This window comes from Massilia sp. YIM B02763 (genome assembly GCF_030412015.1).
GTDB lineage: Bacteria > Pseudomonadota > Gammaproteobacteria > Burkholderiales > Burkholderiaceae_D > Telluria.
Map to the genome: position 1 here is coordinate 135,883 of NZ_JASNRD010000004.1, position 22,603 is coordinate 158,485.

Below are 22,603 nucleotides of genomic sequence, written 5' to 3' on the forward strand. Positions count from 1 at the left end.
GGGGACTTCATCAGAACAGGCTCGCTTTCAGGCCGACCTTGTAGGTGCGGCCGTATTGTTCGTACTGGGCGTTGTGACCCTTCTCGCCCTGGTACACATAGTATTTTTCGTTGTTGAGGTTGGCCGCCTCGAAGGACAGGGCCACGCGCTTCGTCAACTGCCACTGCAGCGAGAAGTCGACCTGCTTCTGGGTGTCGACCACGCGGTCCTGCATCGGATCGAGCACGTCGGCGCCCAGTTCCAGCAGGTAGGGCGATTTGTAGTTGAGGGCGACGCGGGTGCTGACCGGGCCGGCCTCGTAGCCCAGCATCAGGTTGGCCATGCGCTTGGACTGTCCGGGCATGCGGATGCCGCGGCCGGCGCGGCCGCCGCTGGCGGCATCGTAGCTGGCGATGTCGGCCGACGAGGACGTCAGCGTGCCGTTGACGCCGACCAGCAGGCCGTCGAAGGGGGCCGGCAGCATGCGCAGCGGCTGCTGCCAGGCCAGTTCGATGCCGCGCACGGTGGCGCTGTCGCCGTTGGCGTAGGAGACGGCGCTGGTATAGCCGGCCCAGGTGCCGCTGCCGGCCAGGTTGGTCGAATACGTGAAGTTCTTGATGTCCTTGTGGAACACGTAGGCCGACATGACGCCGTCGCGGCCGATCGTGCGCTCGATGCCCAGGTCGATGTTGCGGGCCTTGAGCGGGGCCAGGTCCGGGTTGCCGATGGTGGCCTCGGTGGCGCTGTCCAGGCTGACGCCCGGCGCCAGCTGGCTGAAGTTGGCGCGCACGACGGCGCCCGTCCAGGCGGCGCGGATGCTGGTGGCGGCATCGACGTCGAAGCGCGCCTGCACGCTGGGCAGCCAGTTGGTATAGGAGCGGCCCGCGCGGCGCGTGCCGATGCGCTCGTCCTCGGCCTGGAAGCCGTCCGCCGCGAACTTCGTGTGCTCGGCGCGCACGCCGGCCAGCAGCCACCAGGGGCCGTGCGAGAACGCGGCCTGCAGGTAGCCGGCGTCGATGTCCTCCTTCATGCGGAAGTCGTCGAGCGCCGATTCCACGGCCAGGCGTGCGCCTGCGCGCGGCAGGCCGGCGACCCGGGCGCGCAGCAGCGCCGGATCGATGGCGGTGCCGATGGTGCCCAGCGCATAGTCGAGCTGGTGGCCGGCGACGAAGGCCGTCATCGAGGTCGGGCCCGGGCCCCAGTAGTTGCCGCTCGTGGCCTTGCCGCTGTTGTAGGCCCACTGGTTCGTATCGTTGTCCTTGTCGCGGCGCGTCGTCTTGGCGCCGAATTTCAGCGCGCCGCGCCAGTCCGCGAGGTCCATGTCGCGGGCCAGGTCGACGCGCAGCTGGTGGGTGCTGTCCTTCGAATAGCGCTGCTGCAAGGTGATCGCGTTGAGCGCATAGCTGGCGGGGTCGAACACGGCGGCGGGGGCGATCAGCTGCGGCTTGACGCCGTCCGTGAAGCCGATGCCGGCGAAGTTGGAGACGCCGCGGAACCTGCCGTCGTTGATCGATTCCGGCGTGTCCTCGGTGGCGCGGCTGCCGGCCGCCTCCAGGTGCAAGGTCCATTGCGGCGCGATGCGCTGGTCGGCCACGGCGCTCAGCGAGCGGATCTCCTGGGTAAACTTGCGCTGGCGCAGGCGGCGCTCGACGCGCGCCGTGTCGGTGACGCCTTCGGCGAGGTCGCCCTTCTTCACATTGCTGACGGTGAGGCGGTCGCGCACCTCGTCGTCCGAGAAGCGGCTCACGAAGCCGTGCAGCGCATAGCTGGACGCGGCATCCGGACGGTAGTCGAGGTTCAGCGCGCCGGCGTAGCGCTCGCGCACGGGCAGGTAGTCGCGCAGCTCGAAGCCGGACAGGCGGTTGCCGTTCCAGGCGCCGCCCGTCTCCACGTTGTCCGAACCGAACTTGCGCTTCTCGCCGGACAGGCCGGCGGCCACGCCCAGCTTGCCGTCCATGAAGCGCTGCGCCCACAGCGCGTTGCCGTTCGGGCTGGTCTGCGAGGTCAGTTTGTCGTGGCTGGCGCCGGCGCCCACGGTGAGCAGGCTGCCCGGCAGGTCGAACGCGGACAGGGTCTTGACGTCGATGCTGCCGCCCAGCGCATTGGCGTCCTGGTCCGGGGTCAGGGTCTTGGTCACGGTCAGCGAGCGGATCAGGCCAGCCGGCAGCACGTCGAGCGCCACCGCGCGCCGGCCCGCCTCGGGCGACGGGACCAGGGCGCCGTTGATGGTCACGCTGTTGTAGTCGGCATCCAGGCCTCGCACCACCACGTAGCGGCCTTCGCCCTGGTCGCGCTGCACGGCCACGCCGGGCAGGCGCGCCAGCGCCTCGGCCGCGTTCTTGTCCGGCAGGCCGCCGATGTCGTCGCTGCTGACGACGCTGACGATGTTGTCGGCCTTTTCCTGGGCCGCGATGGCGGAGGCCAGGCTGGCGCGCTGGCCGGTGACGACCACGGTCTGGTCGGCGTGGGCGAGGCCGGCGGCCAGCAGGCTGGCGCCGAGGGCGAGGGGTGTCCGGGCAAAGTGTCGCATGGTCTTGGGCGATGATGTCGTTGGAATGCGGCGCATTCTCGGGCGCCAATGTGACGGATCGGTGACGCCGCCGCCGCGCCGCGCATGCCGCGCACGGCCAGGCCGCTGCGATGAGCCGAAATGACCCGTCCGGCCGCGCCGGTGCACGGGGGCGGCATGGGGCGTTGAGCCGTAAAGACTCTCCCGGCGGGCGCCGCGTGAGCCGTTCGGACCCGTGCGCGGATGCGACAGGCTTGCCATCCTGTCATGCTGCCGTCACATGGCCGCGCTATGGTCCCCCGCCATGCCTGCCATCGTCCGTCCCATCGTCCTGTCCCTGTGCGTGCTCGCCGCGCTGGCCTTCCTGTACGCCACCGGCGGCGTCGCCAAGCCGCTCGCGACCTGGCACTGGATCGACGTGCTGGAAGAGGGCGGCACCGCGCTGCTGGCGGCCGTGTGGGGCTTGCTCGTGCTGGCCAGCCGTCCGGGCGGACGCGTCACGCGCCTGCTGGCCGGAGGCCTGGCCTGCATCATGTTCGGCTCCTGGGCCGACTGCATGGACGAGTTCTGGCGCGTCGACAAGGGCGCCATGTGGGACAAGGCGCTGGAGGGACTGGTGCCGCTGGGGATGCTCGTGCTCACGGCCGGCATGTATTACTGGCGCAAGGAGCAGGCCCACCTCAACGAGCACCTCAAGAAGCGCGAGCGCCTGTTCCGCAGCCATCGCCCGTTCGACCGCGTGACCCAGCTGGCCGATGCCGGCTACCTGCGCGAGCAGCTGCGCCGCGAAGGGGAGCAGGGCGGTCCGTGCGCGCTGGTCCTGCTCGACATCGACGGCTTCCACCGCATCAACCGCGAGCACGGCCAGCCGGAAGGGGACCGCGCGCTGCAGGCCGTGGCGCACATGCTGCTGCTGAACCTGCGCAACGACGACCTGCTGTGCCGTTATGCGGGCGACCGCTTCGCCGTGCTGATGCCGGGCCTGGAGCTGGACGAGGCGCACTACGCCGCCCGCCACCTGTGCGCGATGGTCGGCGCCATGCGCCACTATGCGGGCGCACGCCGTGTGTCCATCAGCCTGCGCCACGACTGCGCGCCCGCGCGGGGCGCACCGGACAGCCTGCTGGCGGACTTGTGCCGCCGGATGGACGCGGCGTGATCGCCTGGCGGGCGGCCACCGAACCGTCGATCCCGGCGCGCCAGCAGCCGGCGCTGGCGCTCGAATACGGCCGCGCGCGCGATGCCGGCGACGGCGCGCTGCTGCGCGGTACTGGGTTGGAACCGCTGTTGGAACCGGACCTGCCACCCGGCCTGATGGTGGCCCCGAGCCAGTACCTGCAACTGCTGTCCAACCTGCTGCGCGCGCTGGACAGCCCGGATACCAGCTTCATGCTGGGACAGCAGCTGCTGCCTGGCCACGACGGCGCCGCCAGCCATGCGCTGGTGCAGGCGCCCACGCTGCGCGCGCTCCTGGGCACGCTGTGCCGCTGGCATGCGCGCCTGGCGCCGCTGCTGCGGCCCCGGATCGAGACCTGGGACGAGGTGGCGGTGCTGTACTGGGTCGACAGCCAGGGCGCGCCCGGCCTGCGTCCCGCGCTGGTGGAGATGCACATGACGGCCGTGGTGGCGCTGTGCCGCTGGCTGGGCGGAGAACGGCTGCCGTGGCGCTTCTGCTTCAACCGCGCGGCGCCCCGTCACGTCGAGCAGCACCAGGTGCACCTGGGCAGCGCACTGCGTTTCGACTGCCAGCTCGACGCCATGCTGATCGACGCCGCCTGGCTCGACCGTCCCTGGCCGCGCGGCAGCGCGGTGGCCGCGGCGCTGGCGGAGAACGCGGCGGAGGCCGAGAGCCCATGCGCCCCCGGCTTGCCGGCGGCGCTGTACGACTATCTGCTGGAACGCGTGCGCACGGCGCCCACGCTGGAGCGCACGGCGTTCGACTTCGGCGTCAGCCCGGCCACCCTAAAGCGCCAGCTGGCCCGCCACCATACCCATTTCCAGGCCGAGCTGGACCAGGTACGCACCCACGTGGCGCTGTGGCTGTTCCAGGCGCGCCGCTTCGACAACGACGCCGTTGCGGATTACCTCGGCTTCCACGACGCCGCCAATTTCCGCCGCTCGTTCAAGCGCTGGACGGGCATCACGCCCGGTCCGCTGCGGGCGGCGCTGGCCGGGGCGCTGTCCGTCTAGCGGCCGGCGGCCGGGACGGCCGGGGCTGCGGACGGCGCGACCGGATCGAGCCGCACCATCGTGCAATCCTCGGCCGCGCAGGCCTGGGCCAGGATCTGGCGCCGGTCGTTGATGTCGCGCGCGCCGACCAAGGTCCAGCCCGGCGGCAGCGCGGTCAGCGCATGCAGGTCGCGCAGCACCCCGTCTTCGTACAGGAAGGCGTGCTGGGCTTCGTCGCCCGCCAGCAGCGCGCCGCCGACCACGGCGCCGGCGTTGTTGATGCCCTGGGCGACGCCGTAGCTGCCGCCGAGCGTGCCGAGGTCGCGCATGATGCCGTTCTGGTACAGGAAGGGATGGTAGCCGCTGCCGAACGGATCGTAGACGTATTCGGCGCCGCCCACCACCTGGCCGGCATCGTTGATGTCGAAGGCTTCGCTGTTGACGCCGTCGCCGATGGCGCCGATGTCGGTCAGCACGCGGTCCTTGTAGATGAAGCCGCGGCGGTCGTACGGGCTGCGCTCGGTCTGCTTCTGGGCGGTGCCGACCACCTGGCCGAAGCGGTTGATGGCTTCCACGTAGCTGAATTCGCCGTTGAAGGAGGGGATGACGCGCAGCACGCCCAGGCTGAGGACCCAGCCGCGCCCGCGCTCGCCGGGGCCCCAGGCGCCGTTGCCGGCGACGTCGCCGCGCGCGTTGACGGCGATGCCCTCGCTGCCGGCCCAGGAACCGTAGCGGCCCAGGTTGGCGACGCCGGCGGCGGTTCTGATGAACGCGTTGCCGTTCCACGTGCCGACGATGACGCCGCCGTCCGTGATGCCGCGTCCGGTGCTGCCGGGGGCCAGCGCGACGATCGTGGCGACGGCGTTGCCGTCCCAGACGGCGGCGGCGTCGCCGTAGCTGCCGACCACGTGGCCCAGGTTGTTGATGGCCTGGGCATCGAAGCCGCGCGGCACGGCCGTCATGGTGAACGCGGGCGTGACGGTTGGCTGTGCCGTGGCCGCCGGCGGTACGGTCAGCACCGCCAGCGCCAGCAGCGCCAGGCCGCCCCAGGCGTGCCTGCTCGAGGGCCGGCGCCGGGGCCCGCGGCGCAGCAGGGCCGCGCCCAGTACCACGCCGGCCGCCAGCATCGCGCCGGGCGCGGGTTCCGGCATCGCCGGGATCAGGTCCAGGCGCACGGCGCGGCATTCGTCGGTGACGCCGTTGCAGGCACGGGCCAGGATCTGGCCGGCATCGTTGATGTCGGCGGCCGACACCAGAAGCCAGTCGCCGAGCGGGTCGACGAGGGCGTTCAGGTCGACGATGCCGTGCTGCGCGTACAGGAAGGCGTGGTAGTCGTAGCCGCCGCCGTTGCCGCTACCGCCGCCGACGTCGGACAGGCCGACGGCCCACCCCAGGTTGTTGAGCGCGAGGGCGCGCGTGGAACTGCCGCCCAGCGAGCCGAGATCGATCATGCCGAGCGTGTCGGAGGCGAGGAAGGCCAGTTCGGCGCTGCCGTCGGCATTGGTCGACCAGCCGGCCAGCGTGCCGGCGTCGTTGATGTCCAGCCCTTCGCTGATGCTCCCGCCCAGCGTGCCCCAGGTGCGCAGCGTGCCGTTCCGCCAGGTATAGGCCTGGCGGTTGCGGTCGGACCAGTCGTCGTCCGTGGCATCGGCGTCGTTCAGCGTGCCGACCAGCGTGCCGGCATTGTTGACGGCATTGGCGACGTCGTTGCCGCCGTCGAAGGGAAAGCCGTCGTCGACCTGGGCCACGCTGCCCTGCGCGTAGTAGAAGCCCGTGGTGGGGCCGTCGATGAAGGAACTGGCCAGCCTGCCCGCCACGGCGCCGGCGTCGTTGATCGAGGTGGCCGCGCTGTGGTCGGCGCGGGCCGGGATGATGGTCAACGCGTCCGCCGCGAACACGAAGGCCTGGTCGCGGTAGGTGCCGACGATGTCGCCGCGGTCGTTGATGCCCAGTCCTTCGCTGCCGGGCAGCAGGACGCCGTAGGACAGCACGGAGGCGGGCGACCAGGTCGCCGCGCCGCCGCCCGCCGTGCCGACGACCTGGCCGGCATTGTTGAGGGCGGCCGCCGTGAAGTCGGCCGGCAGGAAGGTCGGCGCATACCGTGGCGAATACTGGGGCGCGGCCGGCGCCGGGACGACGACGCCGCACAGCATCGACAAGCATGACAGCAATAATTTCAAGCAATGTTTGCGCGCGGACATGGCATATCCTGGATGGCGAGGATGGATCCCCATCATCCGGCATGCATGCCGCGCGCCTGCTGCGCCAGCTCAGGTGCCGGCACTGCGTTTGCTCAACTCCTCATCGATCCGGACCGTCCACCGGGATCTCGTGGTCGCCCATCAGGATCTTGTCCGGCGTGATCGGCGTGGTGCGCAGGCGCTTGCCCGTCGCGTGGAAGATCGCGTTGGCGACGGCCGCCGACACGCCCACGATGCCGATCTCGCCCACGCCCTTGGCGCCCAGCTGCTTGCTGACGATGCGGTCTTCCTCGTCGACGAAGATCACCTGGATGTCGTGGATGTCCGCGTTCGCCGCGACGTGGTACTCGGCGTAGTTGTGGTTCATGAAGCGGCCGAGGCGGTGGTCGGTGAAGGTTTCCTCGTGCAGCGCCTCGCTGATGCCCCACACGACGGCGCCGCTGACCTGGCTGGCCGCCGTCTTGGCGCTGATGATGCGTCCGGCCGCCACGGCGCTGACGGCGCGCGTCACGCGCACCATGCCCAGCAGCTCGTTGACGCGCACCTCGACGAAGATCGCCTGGTGCACCGAGCGCGCATACTTGCGCTGCTTGAGCATCTGCGGCGTCATCAGGAATTTCTCTTCGACGCGGTCCTTGCCGGCCTTGGCCAGCAGCTCGGTCAGCGCCACGCCCTGTTCGGGCAGTCCGCGCAGGTGCAGGCGGCCGTCGTTGAACTCGACCTGGTTGATCTTCTTGCCCTTGAAGATGCCGCCGGCCTGCGACTGCGCCATCTTCAGCAGCGTGGACTTGAGCTTGTCGCAGGCGCCGTGCACGCCGCCGCCCACCGTGGTCACGTGCGAGGAACCGCCCTCGATCGGCGCCAGCGGCAGCGTCGAGTCGCCCAGCTGGAACGTCACCTGTTCCATCGGCAGGCCGAGCTGCTCGGCCGCGATCATCGCCATCACGGTATAGGTGCCGGTGCCGATGTCGGTCGCCGCGCTCGAGACGACCAGGCGGCCGTCCGCATGCAGCACGGCCGACACGCGCGCCACCATCACCAGCGAATCCCAGATGCCGGTCGCCATGCCCCAGCCGATCAGCTCGTCGCCTTCGCGCATCGAGCGGGGCTCGACCGGACGGTCCTTCCAGCCGAAGCGCTCGGCGCCCTGCTGGTAGCACTGGCGCAGTTCCTTGCTGGAGAAGGGCTTGTCCTCCAGGTGGTTGTGCTCGGCGTAGTTCTTCAGGCGCAGTTCGAGCGGGTCCATCTTCAGCTTGTACGCCAGCTCGTCCATCGCCACTTCCATCGCGTGCACGCCGTGCACGGCGCCCGGGGCGCGCATGTCGATCGGGGTGGCGCGGTCCTGCGCGACCAGCTTGTAGCCGAGGTGGATGTTCTCGCAGGCGTACATCTGGCCGGACCAGTTGACGACGACCTCGACGTAGTCTTCCAGGCGCGAGGTTTCCTGCAGCGCCTCGTGCCAGATCGCCTGCAGCTTGCCGTCCGTGCCGGCGGCCAGCTTCACCTTGTGCCAGGTCTCGGGACGGTGGCCGAAGCTGAACATCTGCTGGCGCGTGAGCACGACCTTGACCGAGCGCTTCAGCTTCAGCGCCGCCATCACGGCCAGTGGCAGCTGGTACTGCGGACGCAGGCCGGAACCGAAGGCGCCGCCCACGTAGGGGTTGCGCACGGTGACCTTGTCCTTGGACAGGCCGAACACGTGCGACACGTACCAGCGGCTGTTCTGCGAGCTCTGGGTCTTGTCGTAGACGGTCAGGTGGCCGTCTTCCCCGTACAGCACGGTGGAGGCGAACATCTCCATCGGGTTGTGGTGCTCGACGTTGTTGTAGTACTCGGCCTCGATCTTCACGGGCGCCGCGGCGAACGCGTCGTCGGCCTTGCCCTTCGACGAGGGCGGCGTGAAACCCGCCTTCAGGGGACGCGGCTTGTAGGCCTTGTCCAGGCTCTTGAGCAGGTTGGTGTCGTGCTCGGCGACGTCGTAGGTGATGTCGACGAGGGCGGCGGCGTGGCGCGCGGCCTCGAAGGTCTCGCCGACGACCAGGGCCACCGGCTGGCCGCTCCAGAAGATCTCGCCCGAGAACAGGGGGCGGAAGGGCGAGCCGCCCGGCGCCGTCATGTCCTTGTAGGCGAGGTCGTTGGAGCGCATCTTGGGGCGGTTCTCGTGGGTGATCACGGCGATCACGCCCGGTACCGCCTCGGCCGCGCTCGTGTCGATGCGCTTGATGCGGCCCTTGGCGACGGTGCCGCTGACGACGACGCCGTAGGCCAGGTCGGGCGCGCTGAACTCGGCGGCGTACTGGGCGCTGCCGGTGACCTTGGCGCGGCCGTCGACGCGCGACACCGGCATGCCGGCGCGCACGCGGCCCGTGCCGGCGGGCGCCGTCGGGGTCTTCAGGTCGGGAATCAGGTCTGTCATTGCTGTACTCCCTGTGCTTTGTCGGTGCCGCGTTGGGCGACGGTGAGTGCCTGGACGATGGCGTTCTTCGCCAGCACCAGCTTGAAGTCGTTCTGGCCGTAGCCGCGCGCGCCCTGCAGGATGCGGTCCGCCGCGGCGGCGAAGGCCGTCTCGCTCGCGGCCTTGCCGACCAGCTCGCGCTCCGCGTCTTCCACGCGCCAGGGCTTGTGCGCCACGCCGCCCAGCGCGATGCGCACGTCGCGGATGGTGTCGCCGTCGAGGTCGAGCGCGGCCGCCACGGACACGAGCGCGAACGCATACGACAGGCGGTCGCGCACCTTGATGTAGGCGCTGTGGTCGACGAAGCGCGCCGCGTCGGGCAGGGTGATGTGGGTGATCAGCTCGCCCGGCTGCAGGTTGCTGTCGATGTCGGGACGGTCGCCCGGCAGGCGGTGGAACTCGGCGAACGGGATCGCGCGCCCGCCATCGGCGGAACGCACGTGCACGGTGGCGTCCAGCGCGCGCAGGGCCACGCACATGTCGGACGGATGCGTCGCGATGCATTGCTCGCTGGTGCCGAGGATGCCGAGCTGGCGGTTGATGCCGGCCTTGGCCGGGCAACCGGTGCCGGGTTCGCGCTTGTTGCAGGGCGTGCCGACGTCGTAGAAGTACACGCAGCGGGTGCGCTGCAGCAGGTTGCCGCCGTTGGTCGCCATATTGCGCAGCTGCGGCGAGGCGCCGGCCAGGATCGCCGAGCGCAGCAGCGGGTAGCGTTCGCGCACCAGCGCGTGGTAGGCCGTATCCGCATTGCGCGCCAGCGCGCCCAGGCGCAGGCCGCCCTCGTGTTCCTCGACGACGTCGAGGCCCTGGGTGGCGACGGCATTGATGTCGACGAGGCTGGCGGGCTGCATGGTGCCTTCCTTCATCAAGTCGAGCAGGTTGGTGCCGCCGGCGACGGGGCGCGCGCCGGCGGCCAGTGCCGCCAGCACGCCGTCGACGTCCTTGGGTTGGGTGAAGGTGAATGGATTCATGCCAGCACCGACCCTGTCGTGAAGCCTTCCTTCGGATCCGTCGCCTTGCCCGGCTGGGCGGGCTCGATGCCCAGCACCTCGCTGACCGCGCGCGCGATCTGCGGATAGGCGCCGCAGCGGCAGATGTTGCCGCTCATGAGTTCGCGCACGTCGTCGAAGGACCTGGCCTCGCCCTCGGCGATCAGGCCGGCGGCCGAACAGATCTGCCCCGGCGTACAGTAGCCGCACTGGAAGGCATCGTGTTCGATGAAGGCCTGCTGCAGCGGATGCAGTTCCTCGCCCCGGGCCATGCCCTCGATGGTCGTGACTTCGTGGCCGTTCTGCATGACGGCCAGCGTGAGGCAGGAATTCACGCGGCGGCCGTCGAGCAGCACGGTGCAGGCGCCGCACTGGCCGTGGTCGCAGCCTTTCTTGGTGCCGGTCATTCCGGCGCGTTCGCGCAGCAGGTCGAGCAGGGTGACCCAGGATTCGACCTCGAAGTCCCGGTCCTGTCCATTGATGCGCAGCCGGATGGGGTGTTGCTGGTAAGCGTCCATGGGCCGTCCTTTCGTTAGCGAAGCGTCCACTTTACGGTCCGGGCCCACGCCATTCGGTTAGGTTACACACATAATGAAAAATCAAGACAAAGTTGCAAGGAATAGCCAGGATGAATGATGCACTGAGTAAAAAACAAATGATTCTCCCCAATTGTTTCGTTGTAAAATGAATCAACAGTTTTGGTCATGTAATAATCTTTTCAAAATTACAACGTGCCCGGAGATTTGGTACAGGGCCGTGGGATTCAGATAGAATTTCTCTACCGCCCGCGCTTGCCTCCACATATCCATTTGCCTCATCCGGCCAAAACCCTGCCGGTTCTTTCTTCGCCGCACAGCGGCAAGGATCGTTCATGCTCAGCCAACAGGAACTCGCAGAAGAACAACGCATCAAGGCCCTGCATTCGCTCGGCGTCCTCGACACGCCGCAGGAGGACCGTTTCGACCGTTTTACCCGTCTTGCATCGGCCGCTTTCGGCGTGCCGATCGCCTTGGTGTCGCTCGTCGACAACAACCGGCAGTGGTTCAAGTCGGGTGTCGGATTTCACGTTTGCGAAACGCCACGCGATATCGCGATGTGCAGCCATACGGTCGCGCTCGACGAACTGTTGGTTGTAAGCGACACTTTGGCCGATGAACGCTTCCGCGACTTTCCCTACGTCCGCGGCGAGAAGGGCATCCGTTTCTATGCCGGGCAGCCGCTGCACAGCCTGGACGGCCAGCCCGTCGGTACCCTGTGCATCCTGGACCTGCAGCCGCGCGATTTCGGCGTGGCCGAGCGCCGCATGCTGCGCGACCTCGCGCAGATGGTGCAGGACGAATTGAACCGGCGCGTGGTGGTGGCGGCGCGCGACGCGGCCCAGCAGGCGCTGCGCGAATTGAATGCCCAGCTCGAAAAGCGCGTGGCGGAGCGTACCCGCGAACTGCACGCGAAGAACGAGGCTCTGCAGCACGAGATGCGCCAGCGCGCCGCCGCCGAAAGCGCGTTGCGCCAGAAGCAGGAATTGCTGGACGCCGTGCTGGAATCGGTCGAAGTCGCCGTCGTCGCCTGCGATGCGCAAGGTCGGCTGACGCTGTTCAACCGCGCGGCGCGCGAATTCCACGACCTCGACGCGAGCGGCGTCAGCGCGGCCGAGTGGCCGGCGCACTACCACCTGTATGGCGAGGACGGCGTCACGCCGCTGAAGGAAAGCGAGATCCCGCTGCTGCGCGCCCTGCACGGCGAGCGGATCCTGGACACCGCCATGACGATCGGCATTCCCGGCCGTCCGGCGCGCCACCTGCTGGCCAGCGGCCGCCCGATCCAGGGCGCGGGCGGCGAGCCCCTGGGCGCCGTGGTCGCGATGCAGGACATCACCGAGCTGGCGGCTTCGCGCTCGCGCATCATCGAGAGCGAGGAATGGCTGCGCACCATCGCCGACAACGTGCCGGCGCTGATCGCCTACATCGACACCGACCTGCGCTACCGCTTCGCCAACCAGCGCTACCAGGAATGGTTCGGCGTGCGCAGCGAGCACATGATCGGCAAGACCGTGCCCGAGGCGATGGGCGAGGCGTTCTACGAGCCGCGCCGCGCGGCGCTGGCGCGCTGCCTGTCAGGCCACGGCTCGCACCTCGAGATCGAGGAGCAGCGCCGCGGCCGCACGCGCGTGATCAGTTCGACCTACCTGCCGCACATCCGCGAAGGCAGGGTGCAGGGCATCTACGTGCTGTCGACCGACGCCACGTCGGCGCGCGAATACGAGCGCCAGCTGCACGCGCTGGCGCACTCGGACCACCTGACGGGCCTGCCGAACCGCCGCAGCTACGAAGAGCGCCTGGCCCAGGCCATCGCGCGCTCGCGCCGCAGCGCCATGCCGCTCGCGCTGTGCTACCTGGACGTCGACCACTTCAAGCAGATCAACGACACGTTCGGCCACGCGGTGGGCGACGCCGTGCTGCGCGAGTTCGCCAAGCGCCTGTCCGGCACCGTGCGCAGCACCGATACGGTGGCCCGCCTGGCCGGCGACGAGTTCGTGATCGTGCTGGAGCAGGTCGGCTCCCCGCTCGAATGCCAGCGCGTGGCCGACAAGCTGCTGGAGGCGATCCGTCCGCCGTTCCAGGTCGACGGCCGCACGCTCGACGTCACCAGCAGCCTGGGCTTCGCCTGGTGCCCGCGCCCCGAACTGGCGGCGCTCACGCATGCGGCGGACGATGCGCTGTACCAGTCCAAGCGGGCGGGCAGGGACCGGTCGTCGGTGGTGGTGCTGGCAGGCTGCCCGGCTTGATGGCTTGGTGGGCACCACGTGCCCGCCAAGCCTTTCTCAATGCGCCGGCGCGGCCACCGGCTGCGCGCCGGCGTCCTGTTCCGGCGCATGGCCGGAGGCGCCGGTCGGCGCCTGGGCGGTGTTCTTTTCCTGTTGCTGCTGTTTTTCCTGGCGTTCCTGCTTGATGCGGGCCTCGTAGGCCAGCTGGTTCTTGCGCGTCTGCTGGATCAGGACTTCGTCGCGGCCGGCGAAGGCGGCCGAGGAGAGGGTAGCGAGGGCGAGGGCGATCAGTGCGGTCTGGTGCGTTTTCATGGTGCGTGTCTTCGATGGAACGTGGCCGCGGGGTGCGGACCGATGAGATGATAACACTCATATGATGGGCTCGCTCAGCCGGCCCTCCCGCCCCCGCGTCCGCTCGCATCAGAAGGTGTGCACGACCTGCAGCGTCACGCCGTTCTTGCCCAGGAATTTGCCGTTGCGGGCCGAGGTGTAGGCCGCTTCCTCGGCATTGGTGGCCACGAAGGCCAGCGTCGCCGTGGTCGTGCCCCATGCCTTGCTCACGCCGACCTTCCAGTCCGTGTAGCTGGCGTTGGCCGAATGCTGCACGTGCTGGCGGCCGCCGTGCAGCACGATCGTGAAGCCGTTGCCGGCATCGAGGTTCGCGCCCGCGTCCACGTAGCTGCTGTAGCGGCTGTCGACGAAGCCGAACAGGTTCGTCAGCGCGTTCGAGTACTTGATGTAGTACGGACCCTTGCCGACCTGGGCGTAGACCTCGCCCGTATTGCCGTTCACGTAGCCCGGCACGTCCTTCAGGTCGTTGCCCGGGTAGATGTAGCCCAGCACGCCCACATCGTAGGTAAAGCCGCGGCCCAGCTCGCCGCGCTTGCCGGCATAGACGTCCATCTCGACGTTGCCGCCGCCGCCGGCGTCCTTGGCCCAGGTGATGCTGGACAGCCAGGTGCCCACATAGAGGCTGGTATCCGCGTCGAGCCAGTCGACGCCGCCCTGGACGGCGGCATGGGTGCGCGTCTGCGAGATGCCGCGGTAGCGGTAGTCGGTGATCGCGCCCAGGTTCCAGGTGACGGGCGAGGCCGGCGCCGCGGCTTCGGGAGCGGCGGCTTCCGGGGCGGCCGGAGCCGGGTTGGCTTCCTGGGCCTGGACCGTGGCCGCGGCGGCCAGGGAGACGAACGATGCGATGGTGGCGATGAGGTTTTTCATGGTTTTCACTTTCGTAGGGATGAGTCGTGCCCTCGCCGTGCCCTAGGGCGCGGCGCAGCAGGTCTTCGCTGTAAAAAGGGGATTCCTGTCGCTAGAGCGGGACGGCGAGGCGGTAGCCCACGCCCGTTTCCGTGATCAGGTATTGGGGTTGCGCGGGGTCGTCCTCCAGCTTGCGCCGCAGGTGCCCCATGTAGATGCGCAGGTAGTGCGCGTTGTCGATCGAGTGCTGGCCCCACACTTCGCGCAGCAGCTGCGGATTGCTGACGACGCGGCCGGCATGCTTGGCCAGCGCCGCCAGCAGCCGGTATTCGGTGGGCGCCAGGCGCACGCCGCGGCCGTCCTTGGTGACGGCATGCGCCTGCAGGTCGACGGCGACCTGGCCGAAGCGCACGACGGCCGACTGCTGCTCGCGCGCCTGGCCCTGGCGCTGGCGCCGCAGCGCCGAGCGGGCCCGGGCCAGCAGCTCCGCCGTGCCGAACGGCTTGGTCAGGTAGTCGTCGGCGCCGGCATCGAGGGCGCGCACCTTTTCCGATTCCAGCGTGCGCGCCGACAGCACGATGACGGCCGCGCGCGACCACTCGCGCAGGTCGGCGATGAAGGCGACGCCGTCGCCGTCCGGCAGGCCGAGGTCGAGCACCACCAGGTCGGGCTGGCGCGTGCCGGCCGCCATCAGGCCCTGGCGGCAGTCGCCCGCCTCGAACACCTGCCAGCCTTCGTCTTCCAGCGCGGCGCGCACGAAGCGGCGGATCTGGGCCTCGTCCTCGACGAGCAGCGCGACCGGCTTGTCATCCATGGTGGTCCTCCAGCGGTTCCTCGATTTCCGGCACGGCCGGCGGTTCGCCCCGTTTCAGGGCGATGACGATGCGCGCGCCGCCGCCCGGGGCCTGCTCGGCGCGGATGGTGCCGCCATGCGCCTCGACGATGGCGCGGCAGATGGCCAGGCCCAGGCCCACGCCGGGCGTGTTCGATTCCTTCTCGCCGCGCGTGAACTTCTCGAAGATCGCTTCCTCGCGTCCCGGCGGCAGGCCCGGGCCGTTGTCGGTCACGCGCAGCTCGATCCAGTCGCCGCGCACGCGCGCGTCGATCCTGACGGTGGAGCCGCGCGGCGTGTACTTGGCGGCGTTTTCCAGCACGTTGCACAGCACGCGCTCCAGCAGCGGCGCGTCGAACTGCACCAGCGGCAGCTCCGGCGGCAGGCGCGTCTCCACGTGGTGCGCGGCCAGCACCTCGCGGCTGACGCGCAGCGCGCTGCCCACCACTTCCTCGATCGATTGCCAGTCCAGGTGCAGGTGCACGCCGCCGCTCTGGATCCGGGCCATGTCGAGCAGGTTGGCGACCAGGGTGCTCATGCGCAGCGCCTCGCTCTTCAGGGTGCCGGCCAGGCTCAGCTGCAGCGCCGACAGCGGCGGCGAGGAAGCGGCCAGCGATTCCGACACGCCCACCAGCAGCGTCAGCGGCGTGCGCAGGTCGTGGCCCAGCGCGGCCAGCAGCGAATTGCGCAGGCGCTCCGATTCCATGTCCACCAGCGCGCCCTGGGCGACCTCGATGTAGTGCACGCGTTCCAGCGCGATCGCCGTCACGGTGGCGAAGGTGTCCAGCTGCTGGCGCTGTTCCGGCGCCAGGATGCGGTCCGGCTGTTCCGGCGCCAGCGCGAGCACGCCGCGGGTGCGCATCGGCGCCACCAGGGGCAGGTAGAACAGGGGACTGGCGGGCAGCGTGTCGGTGCCCATGCCGGCCGGCAGCGCATGGTCGAACGCCCATTGCGCGGTGCCCGGTTCCACCTGCAGGCCGCCGGCCGCGGCATGCGCGGGAACGGCCAGCTTGCCGTCGTCGTCGGGCAGCAGCAGCACGGCCTCGGCGCGGAAGGCGCGCGCGACGAATTCGCGCGAGGCATCCAGGATCTGGTCCGACTGCAGCGCCCCGGACAGCGTCGACGAGAACTCGTACAGCGCGCGCCAGCGGTTCTCGCGCTGCTGCGCCACGCGCACCTGGAAGCGCAGCAGGGCCGTCAGCTGTCCCGTGATCAGGCCGACGGCCAGCATCGTGCCGAAGGTGACGACGTACTGGAAATCCGACACGGCGAACGAGAAGCGCGGCGGCACGAAGAAGAAGTCGAGCAGCGCCACGCTGATGCAGGTGGCCAGCACGGACGGGCCGCGCCCGAACAGGTAGGCCACCAGCACGGTCACCAGCAGGAACAGCATGGCGATGTTGGGCAGGTCCAGCCAGGCCGACAGGCCCCAGGCCAGCAGGCCCGTGCCCAGGCTGGCGGAAGCGCCCAGCAAATAACGGAGCGGAGGCGGATTCGGATTCAGGCGCCGCGACGCGCCGTCCTTGCGGCCCCGGGCCAGCAGCGCCCCCACTTCGCGCGGCGGCGTGGCGACCTCGATCAGGTCGACTTCCGGCGCCAGCGCGGCCAGGCGGCGCGCCAGCGGCTTGTGCCAGGGCAGCGCCGCGCGCTGCGGGCGGCCCAGCACCAGCTTGGACAGGTTGTGGTTCTCGGCGTACTCGGCCAGCACCTGGGCCGCGTCGCTGCCCGGCAGCACGGCGGTGACGGCGCCCAGCTTGTCGGCCAGGCGCAGGTGGTCGAGGACGTGTTCGCGCTGCACCTCGGACAGGCGCTGCAGCGCGGGCGTTTCCACATACACGGCGTGCCAGCGCGCGCCCAGCTGGTTGGCCAGCCGCGCGCAGGCGCGCACCACCTGTTCGCCGGCGCCGACGCCGACGCAGGCCAGCAGCACGGCGCCCGTCTTCCAGATCGCATCGATCGACTTCTCGACGCGGTAGGCGCGCACGTCGCCCTCGATGCGGTCGGCGGTGCGGCGCAGCGCCAGCTCGCGCAGCGCGATCAGGTTCCCCTTGCGGAAGAAGTTGCCGGCGGCGCGCTCGGCCTGGGCGCCCTGGTAAACGCGTCCCGTGCGCAGGCGTGCCAGCAGCTCGTCGGCCGGCACGTCGACCATCACCACCTCGTCGGCGCGGTCGAAGACGGTGTCGGGCACCGTCTCGGCGACGCGGATGCCCGTGATGCCGCCCACCACGTCGTTCAGGCTTTCCAGGTGCTGGACGTTGACCGTCGTGTAGACGTCGATGCCGGCGTCGAGCAGCTCCTCGACGTCCTGCCAGCGCTTGCGGTGGCGCGAGCCGGGCACGTTCGAGTGGGCCAGCTCGTCCACCAGCACGAGGCCGGCGCCGCTGGCCAGCGCGGCGTCGATGTCGAACTCGGGCAGGGCCTTGTCGCGGTAGACCACTTCCTTCGGCGGCAACAGCGGCAGGCCCTCGACCAGGCGTGCCGTCTCGCTGCGGCCGTGGGTCTCGACCACGCCCACCAGCACGCTGCCGCCCGCGGCATGCAGGGCGCGCGCGGCGCCCAGCATCGCGTAGGTCTTGCCCACGCCGGCCGAGGCGCCGAAATAGATGCGCAGCCTGCCACGGCTGGCGCGCCGCTCCTGCTCGCGCACCTGTTCCAGCAGCATGTCCGGGTCCGGCCTGTCGTTCGTCTTTGCCATCTTGTGCTTACGTATCGTTGGGGCATGCGGTGGGCACATGGTGCACACCCTGGGGTCTTACTTCCTGGCCGGGGCGGTCCGGTCGAGGTCCAGGTTCAGTTCCAGCACGTTGACGCGTTCCTCGCCCAGGAAGCCCAGCAGCGCATGCCCGGTATGCGCATGGATCAGCTGCTCCACGCGCGACTGCGGCACGCCGCGCGCCCTGGCCACGCGGCCGGCCTGGTACAGCGCCGCCGCGGGGCTGATGTGCGGGTCGAGGCCGCTGGCCGACGCCGTCACCAGGTCGACCGGCACGGGGGCGCGGTTGTCCGGATCGGCCGCGCGCAGGGCCTCGATGCGGCCCTTGACGGCATCGAGCAGGGCCGGGTTCAGCGGACCCTGGTTCGAGCCGGACGAGCCGGCCGCGTTGTTCGGCATCGGGCCCGTGGCCGACGGGCGGCCCCAGACGTACTGGGGCGCGCTGAAGGCCTGGCCGATCAGGCGCGAGCCGCGCACCTTGCCGTCCTGGACCACGAGGCTGCCCGCCGCCTGGTCGCGGAAGGCGATGCGGGCCGCGCCCGTCACCAGCGCCGGGTAGACGGCGCCGCACAGCACGGTGAGCGCCACCAGGGTGGCGAGGGCGGGGCGGATCTGCGAAGTCATGTTCATGGTGTTTTCCTCGATTCGGGCCGGGTTCACGCCAGGTGCAGCGCGGCCAGGATCATGTCGATCAGTTTAATGCCGATGAAGGGCAGGACGATGCCGCCCAGTCCATAGACCAGCAGGTTGCGGCGCAACAGCGCGGCGGCGCCGATCGCGCGGTACTTCACGCCCTTCAGGGCCAGCGGGATCAGCACGACGATGATCAGGGCATTGAAGATCACGGCCGACAGGATCGCCGAGCTGGGGCTGGCCAGCTGCATGATATCCAAGGCCTTCAGTTGCGGATAGGTGGCGACGAAGGCGGCCGGGATGATGGCGAAGTACTTGGCGATGTCGTTGGCGATCGAGAACGTGGTCAGCGAGCCGCGCGTCATCAGCATCTGCTTGCCGATCTCGACGATCTCCAGCAGCTTGGTCGGGTTCGAATCCAGGTCGACCATATTGCCCGCTTCCTTGGCGGCCTGGGTGCCCGTGTTCATCGCCACCGCCACGTCGGCCTGGGCCAGCGCCGGGGCGTCGTTGGTGCCGTCGCCCGTCATCGCCACCAGGCGGCCTTCCGACTGGTACTTGCGGATCAAGGTCAGCTTGTCTTCCGGCGTCGCTTCGGCCAGGAAGTCGTCCACGCCCGCCTCGGCCGCGATGGCTGCCGCCGTCAGGCGGTTGTCGCCCGTGATCATGACGGTCTTGATGCCCATGCGGCGCAGCTCGGCGAAGCGTTCCTTGATGCCGCCCTTGACGATGTCCTTCAGCTCCACGACGCCCATCACGCGGCCGCCGTCGACCACCACCAGCGGCGTGCTGCCGCGGCGCGAGACGTCGTCCACGGCCGTGCCCACGGCTTGCGGGTACTCGTAGCCCAGGCCCAGCACGTACTTGCGCATGGTGTCGGCGGCGCCCTTGCGCACGGGGCGCTCTTCCAGGTCGACGCCGCTCATGCGAGTCTGCGCCGTGAACGGGACGAATTCCGCCTTCAGCTCCGCCATCTCGCGAGCGCGCAGGTTGAACTTCTGCTTGGCCAGCACGACGATGCTGCGGCCTTCCGGCGTCTCGTCGGCCAGCGAGGCCAGTTGCGCGGCCTCGGCCAGTTCGCGTTCCGTCACGCCCGGGGCCGGGATGAAGGTCGACGCCTGGCGGTTGCCGAGGGTGATGGTGCCGGTCTTGTCGAGCAGCAGCACGTCGACGTCGCCCGCCGCTTCCACGGCGCGGCCCGAGGTTGCGATCACGTTCGACTGCATCATGCGGCTCATGCCGGCCACGCCGATGGCGGACAGCAGGCCGCCGATGGTGGTCGGGATCAGGCACACGAGCAGGGCGACCAGCACGGTGATCGTCACCGGCGAGCTGGCCAGGCCCGCGGCCTTGGCGGCGGCGACCGAATACAGCGAGAACGGCAGCAGCGTGGCCGTCACGACCAGGAACACGATGGTCAGGGCGACCAGCAGGATCGTCAGCGCGATCTCGTTCGGCGTCTTCTGGCGGCGCGCGCCTTCGACCATGGCGATCATGCGGTCGATGAAGGCTTCGCCCGGATTGACGGCGATCTTCAGCACCAGCCAGTCGGACAGCACGCGGGTGCCGCCGGTGACGGCCGAGAAGTCGCCGCCGGATTCGCGGATGACGGGCGCGGATTCGCCCGTGATCGCCGATTCGTCGACCGAGGCGACGCCCTGCACGACGTCGGCGTCGGCCGGGATGATGTCGCCCGCCTCGACCAGCACGAACATGCCCTTGCGCAGGTCGGTGGCGGGGCAGGGCAGCCACTGGGTGCCGTACTGCGGCGTGGTCAGCTTCTTGGCCATCACGGTCTGCTTCAGCGCGCGCAGCGATGCCGCCTGGGCCTTGCTGCGGCCTTCGGCCAGGCTTTCCGCGAAGTTCGCGAACAGCACCGTGAACCACAGCCACAGGCTGATGGCGAAGATGAAACCGGCCGGTGCTTCGCCGTTGCCCCGGAGGGCGTCGAGCCACAGCAGGGTGGTGATGATCGAGCCGATATAGACGACGAACATCACCGGGCTGCGCCATTGCTGGCGCGGGTCGAGCTTGCGGAAGGCGTCGACCGTGGCCGGACCGACCAGCTTGGGGTCGAACAGGGTTACGTTGGGGTGGGCCATCTTATTTCACCGAAAAGAGTTGCAGGTGTTCGGCCACCGGGCCGAGCGCCAGTGCGGGAACGTAGTTCAGCACGCCGACCAGCAGCACCGCGCCGATCAGCAAAGTCACGAACAGCGGGCCGTGCGTGGGCATGGTGCCGGACGTGGTGGCCAGGCGCGGCTTCGCCGCCAGCGAGCCGGCCAGCGCCAGCACCGGCACGATCATCGCGAAGCGGCCGAGCCAGACGGCCACGCCGAGCAGGGCGTTGTAGAACGGCGTGTTGGCGGACAGGCCCGCGAAGGCGCTGCCGTTGTTGTTGGCGGCCGAGGTCAGGGCGTACAGCATCTCCGAGAAGCCGTGCGCGCCGGGGTTGGCGATGCCGGCGACGCCCAGGTCGCTGCTGACGGCCAGCGCGGTACCGGCCAGCACGACGATCGGGGTCACCAGGATGGCGATCGAGACCATCTTCATGTCGTAGGACTGGATCTTCTTGCCCAGGTATTCCGGGGTGCGGCCGATCATCAGGCCGGCGATGAAGACGCCGAGTACCGCGAACACCAGCATGCCGTACAGGCCCGAACCGACGCCGCCGAACACGACTTCGCCGAACATCATCAGCGCCATCGGCACCAGGCCGCCCAGCGGCATCAGGGAGTCGTGCATGGTATTCACGGCGCCGCAGGACGCGGCCGTGGTCACGGCGGCGAACAGGCTCGAGGCGGCGATGCCGAAGCGGGTTTCCTTGCCTTCCATATTGCCGCCGGCCTGGAGGCTGCTCGCGGCCTGGTCGACACCGAGGGCCTGCAGGCCCGGATGCGCCTGCGTTTCGGCCCACATGGCGACGAGGGTCATGGCGACGAACAGGATGGCCATCGCCGCGAACACGGCCCAGCCCTGGCGCGCGTCGCCGACCATGCGGCCGAAGGCGAAGCACAGCGCGGCCGGGATCAGGAAAATGGCGACCATCTGCACGAAGTTGGTCAGCGCCGTCGGGTTTTCGTACGGGTGCGCCGAGTTGGCGTTGAAGAAGCCGCCGCCGTTGGTGCCGATCATCTTGATGGCTTCCTGCGAGGCGACGGGGCCCATGGCGATGGTCTGCGTCGCCGCGGTCAGCTGCTCCGTCACCGGATTGCCGGCCGCATCCTTGAGCGGCTGGCCGTCGGCGCCGAGCTTGGGCTGCGAATAGGTGACCGGGTCCAGCAGCGCCGCTTCCTGGTAGGGGGCGAAGTTCTGGATCACGCCTTGCGAGGCCAGGAACACGGCCAGCAGCACCGACAGCGGCAGCAGCACGTAGACGGTCGAGCGCACCAGGTCGGCCCAGAAGTTGCCGACCGACTTGGACGAACGGGCAGCAAGGCCGCGCACCAGCGCGAACACGACGGCGATGCCGGTGGCGGCCGAGAAGAAGTTCTGGCCGGCCAGCACGACCATCTGGCTGAAGTAGCTCATGGTCTGTTCGCCGCCGTAGCCCTGCCAGTTGGTATTGGTGACGAAGCTCAGCGCGGTATTGAACGAGGAATCCGGCGACACGTTCGCCAGGTTCTGCGGATTGAACGGCAGGAAGGCCTGCAGGCGCTGCACGGCATAGACGAGCAGGGCGCCGGCGCCGCTGAACAGCATCAGCGCGAACGCATAGGTCTTCCAGCCCATGCCCTGGTCCGGCTTGACGCCGGCGACGCGGTAGCACAGGCGCTCGAGCGGCGCCAGCCAGGACAGGCCCGGCACCGGACGGCCGTCGCCGACGGCGGCGAGCACGCGCCCCAGCGGCCAGGCCAGCAGCGTCACGACGGCCATGAAGACCGCCAGCAGCACGATGGCATCGGTATTCATCAGAGGTTCTCCGCGTTCAGCAAGGCGACGACGAGGTAGACGAGGACGGCCGCCGCGGCCAGGCCCACGCCCCAGTAGATTGGATTCACGAGTTGACCCCCAGCTTGTCGCAGGCGTGGGCCAGGCCGCAGATCAGCGCCGTCAGGGCGACTGTCGCGGCAATATAAAGGATGTCCATCTTTCCCTTCCAGGATGGTTGTTGACGACCATGCCAGTCTGGGAGGGCAGCACGAAAATAGGCGTAAACAGT

Annotated in this window: 16 protein-coding genes; 3 read left to right on the forward strand and 13 right to left on the reverse strand. The window is 69.5% G+C overall.

The window, feature by feature from the left end:
* Positions 1 to 10: 10 nt before the first annotated feature.
* A complete protein-coding gene (locus QPK32_RS08165; RefSeq protein ID WP_290412297.1) occupies positions 11 to 2,509 on the reverse strand; it encodes a TonB-dependent receptor in 2,499 nt (832 codons plus the stop codon).
* A gap of 283 nt (positions 2,510 to 2,792) precedes the next feature.
* Between QPK32_RS08165 and QPK32_RS08170 the strand changes: the two genes are divergently transcribed.
* Together QPK32_RS08170 and QPK32_RS08175 are read left to right on the forward strand one after the other, a co-directional pair.
* Complete coding sequence (locus QPK32_RS08170) at positions 2,793 to 3,647, forward strand: GGDEF domain-containing protein (protein ID WP_290412298.1); 855 nt, start codon at positions 2,793 to 2,795, stop codon at positions 3,645 to 3,647.
* Positions 3,644 to 4,678, forward strand: a complete 1,035-nt coding sequence (locus tag QPK32_RS08175) for an AraC family transcriptional regulator (protein ID WP_290412299.1) — start codon at positions 3,644 to 3,646, stop codon at positions 4,676 to 4,678. Before QPK32_RS08170 ends, QPK32_RS08175 begins: the two co-directional genes overlap by 4 nt.
* On the opposite strand, the gene QPK32_RS08180 is transcribed toward QPK32_RS08175, so the two are convergent.
* The 4 genes from QPK32_RS08180 to QPK32_RS08195 all read right to left on the reverse strand — a co-directional run bounded on the left by QPK32_RS08180 (position 4,675) and on the right by QPK32_RS08195 (position 10,820).
* Positions 4,675 to 6,858 carry an HAF repeat/PEP-CTERM domain-containing protein gene (locus QPK32_RS08180; RefSeq protein WP_290412300.1) on the reverse strand — a complete coding sequence of 728 codons (2,184 nt, stop codon included), beginning with the start codon at positions 6,856 to 6,858 and terminating at the stop codon, positions 4,675 to 4,677. The genes QPK32_RS08175 and QPK32_RS08180 overlap by 4 nt on opposite strands.
* Positions 6,859 to 6,958: 100 nt before the next feature.
* Positions 6,959 to 9,274, reverse strand: a complete 2,316-nt coding sequence (locus QPK32_RS08185; protein WP_290412301.1) for a xanthine dehydrogenase family protein molybdopterin-binding subunit — start codon at positions 9,272 to 9,274, stop codon at positions 6,959 to 6,961.
* Positions 9,271 to 10,284: a xanthine dehydrogenase family protein subunit M gene (locus tag QPK32_RS08190; protein ID WP_290412302.1), complete on the reverse strand. Its 1,014-nt coding sequence runs from the start codon at positions 10,282 to 10,284 to the stop codon at positions 9,271 to 9,273. The genes QPK32_RS08185 and QPK32_RS08190 overlap by 4 nt, the downstream gene beginning before the upstream one ends.
* A complete protein-coding gene (locus QPK32_RS08195; protein ID WP_290412303.1) occupies positions 10,281 to 10,820 on the reverse strand; it encodes a (2Fe-2S)-binding protein in 540 nt (179 codons plus the stop codon). Before QPK32_RS08195 ends, QPK32_RS08190 begins: the two co-directional genes overlap by 4 nt.
* A 353-nt stretch (positions 10,821 to 11,173) precedes the next feature.
* Here QPK32_RS08195 and QPK32_RS08200 point away from each other — a divergent pair, with 353 nt between their 5' ends.
* Positions 11,174 to 13,087 carry a diguanylate cyclase domain-containing protein gene (locus QPK32_RS08200; RefSeq protein WP_290412304.1) on the forward strand — a complete coding sequence of 638 codons (1,914 nt, stop codon included), beginning with the start codon at positions 11,174 to 11,176 and terminating at the stop codon, positions 13,085 to 13,087.
* A 36-nt stretch (positions 13,088 to 13,123) separates the two neighbouring features.
* Here QPK32_RS08200 and QPK32_RS08205 read toward each other — a convergent pair whose 3' ends face one another.
* From QPK32_RS08205 to QPK32_RS08240, 8 genes are all read right to left on the reverse strand, one after another.
* The gene (locus tag QPK32_RS08205; protein WP_290412305.1) at positions 13,124 to 13,378 is read right to left on the reverse strand and encodes a hypothetical protein; all 255 of its coding nucleotides are present in this window, start codon (positions 13,376 to 13,378) and stop codon (positions 13,124 to 13,126) included.
* A gap of 108 nt (positions 13,379 to 13,486) precedes the next feature.
* Positions 13,487 to 14,284 carry a TorF family putative porin gene (locus tag QPK32_RS08210; protein WP_290412306.1) on the reverse strand — a complete coding sequence of 266 codons (798 nt, stop codon included), beginning with the start codon at positions 14,282 to 14,284 and terminating at the stop codon, positions 13,487 to 13,489.
* A gap of 91 nt (positions 14,285 to 14,375) precedes the next feature.
* Positions 14,376 to 15,077, reverse strand: a complete 702-nt coding sequence (locus QPK32_RS08215) for a response regulator (protein ID WP_290412307.1) — start codon at positions 15,075 to 15,077, stop codon at positions 14,376 to 14,378.
* Positions 15,070 to 17,790 carry an ATP-binding protein gene (locus tag QPK32_RS08220; protein ID WP_290412308.1) on the reverse strand — a complete coding sequence of 907 codons (2,721 nt, stop codon included), beginning with the start codon at positions 17,788 to 17,790 and terminating at the stop codon, positions 15,070 to 15,072. Before QPK32_RS08220 ends, QPK32_RS08215 begins: the two co-directional genes overlap by 8 nt.
* 57 nt (positions 17,791 to 17,847) lie before the next feature.
* Complete coding sequence (gene kdpC / locus QPK32_RS08225; protein ID WP_290412461.1) at positions 17,848 to 18,432, reverse strand: potassium-transporting ATPase subunit KdpC; 585 nt, start codon at positions 18,430 to 18,432, stop codon at positions 17,848 to 17,850.
* Between the two features lie 32 nt (positions 18,433 to 18,464).
* Positions 18,465 to 20,543 carry a potassium-transporting ATPase subunit KdpB gene (gene kdpB / locus QPK32_RS08230; protein WP_290412309.1) on the reverse strand — a complete coding sequence of 693 codons (2,079 nt, stop codon included), beginning with the start codon at positions 20,541 to 20,543 and terminating at the stop codon, positions 18,465 to 18,467.
* A 1-nt stretch (position 20,544) separates the two neighbouring features.
* Positions 20,545 to 22,353 (reverse strand): potassium-transporting ATPase subunit KdpA, encoded by a 1,809-nt coding sequence (gene kdpA / locus QPK32_RS08235; protein WP_290412310.1) that lies wholly within the window; start codon positions 22,351 to 22,353, stop codon positions 20,545 to 20,547.
* On the reverse strand, positions 22,353 to 22,442 hold the full coding sequence (locus QPK32_RS08240) for a potassium-transporting ATPase subunit F (protein WP_290412311.1): 90 nt from the start codon (positions 22,440 to 22,442) through the stop codon (positions 22,353 to 22,355). The genes kdpA and QPK32_RS08240 overlap by 1 nt, the downstream gene beginning before the upstream one ends.
* Positions 22,443 to 22,603 lie beyond the last annotated feature (161 nt).

Bases quoted from the DNA above. Each gene is read 5' to 3' on its own strand.
- QPK32_RS08200 (WP_290412304.1), top strand. From the start codon at position 11,174: ATGCTCAGCCAACAGGAACTCGCAGAAGAACAACGCATCAAGGCCCTG.
- QPK32_RS08170 (WP_290412298.1), top strand. From the start codon at position 2,793: ATGCCTGCCATCGTCCGTCCCATCGTCCTGTCCCTGTGCGTGCTCGCC.
- QPK32_RS08205 (WP_290412305.1), bottom strand. From the start codon at position 13,378: ATGAAAACGCACCAGACCGCACTGATCGCCCTCGCCCTCGCTACCCTC.
- QPK32_RS08210 (WP_290412306.1), bottom strand. From the start codon at position 14,284: ATGAAAAACCTCATCGCCACCATCGCATCGTTCGTCTCCCTGGCCGCC.
- QPK32_RS08180 (WP_290412300.1), bottom strand. From the start codon at position 6,858: ATGTCCGCGCGCAAACATTGCTTGAAATTATTGCTGTCATGCTTGTCG.
- QPK32_RS08185 (WP_290412301.1), bottom strand. From the start codon at position 9,274: ATGACAGACCTGATTCCCGACCTGAAGACCCCGACGGCGCCCGCCGGC.
- kdpC (WP_290412461.1), bottom strand. From the start codon at position 18,432: ATGACTTCGCAGATCCGCCCCGCCCTCGCCACCCTGGTGGCGCTCACC.
- QPK32_RS08190 (WP_290412302.1), bottom strand. From the start codon at position 10,284: ATGAATCCATTCACCTTCACCCAACCCAAGGACGTCGACGGCGTGCTG.
- QPK32_RS08165 (WP_290412297.1), bottom strand. From the start codon at position 2,509: ATGCGACACTTTGCCCGGACACCCCTCGCCCTCGGCGCCAGCCTGCTG.
- kdpB (WP_290412309.1), bottom strand. From the start codon at position 20,543: ATGGCCCACCCCAACGTAACCCTGTTCGACCCCAAGCTGGTCGGTCCG.
- QPK32_RS08195 (WP_290412303.1), bottom strand. From the start codon at position 10,820: ATGGACGCTTACCAGCAACACCCCATCCGGCTGCGCATCAATGGACAG.
- QPK32_RS08220 (WP_290412308.1), bottom strand. From the start codon at position 17,790: ATGGCAAAGACGAACGACAGGCCGGACCCGGACATGCTGCTGGAACAG.
- kdpA (WP_290412310.1), bottom strand. From the start codon at position 22,353: ATGAATACCGATGCCATCGTGCTGCTGGCGGTCTTCATGGCCGTCGTG.
- QPK32_RS08215 (WP_290412307.1), bottom strand. From the start codon at position 15,077: ATGGATGACAAGCCGGTCGCGCTGCTCGTCGAGGACGAGGCCCAGATC.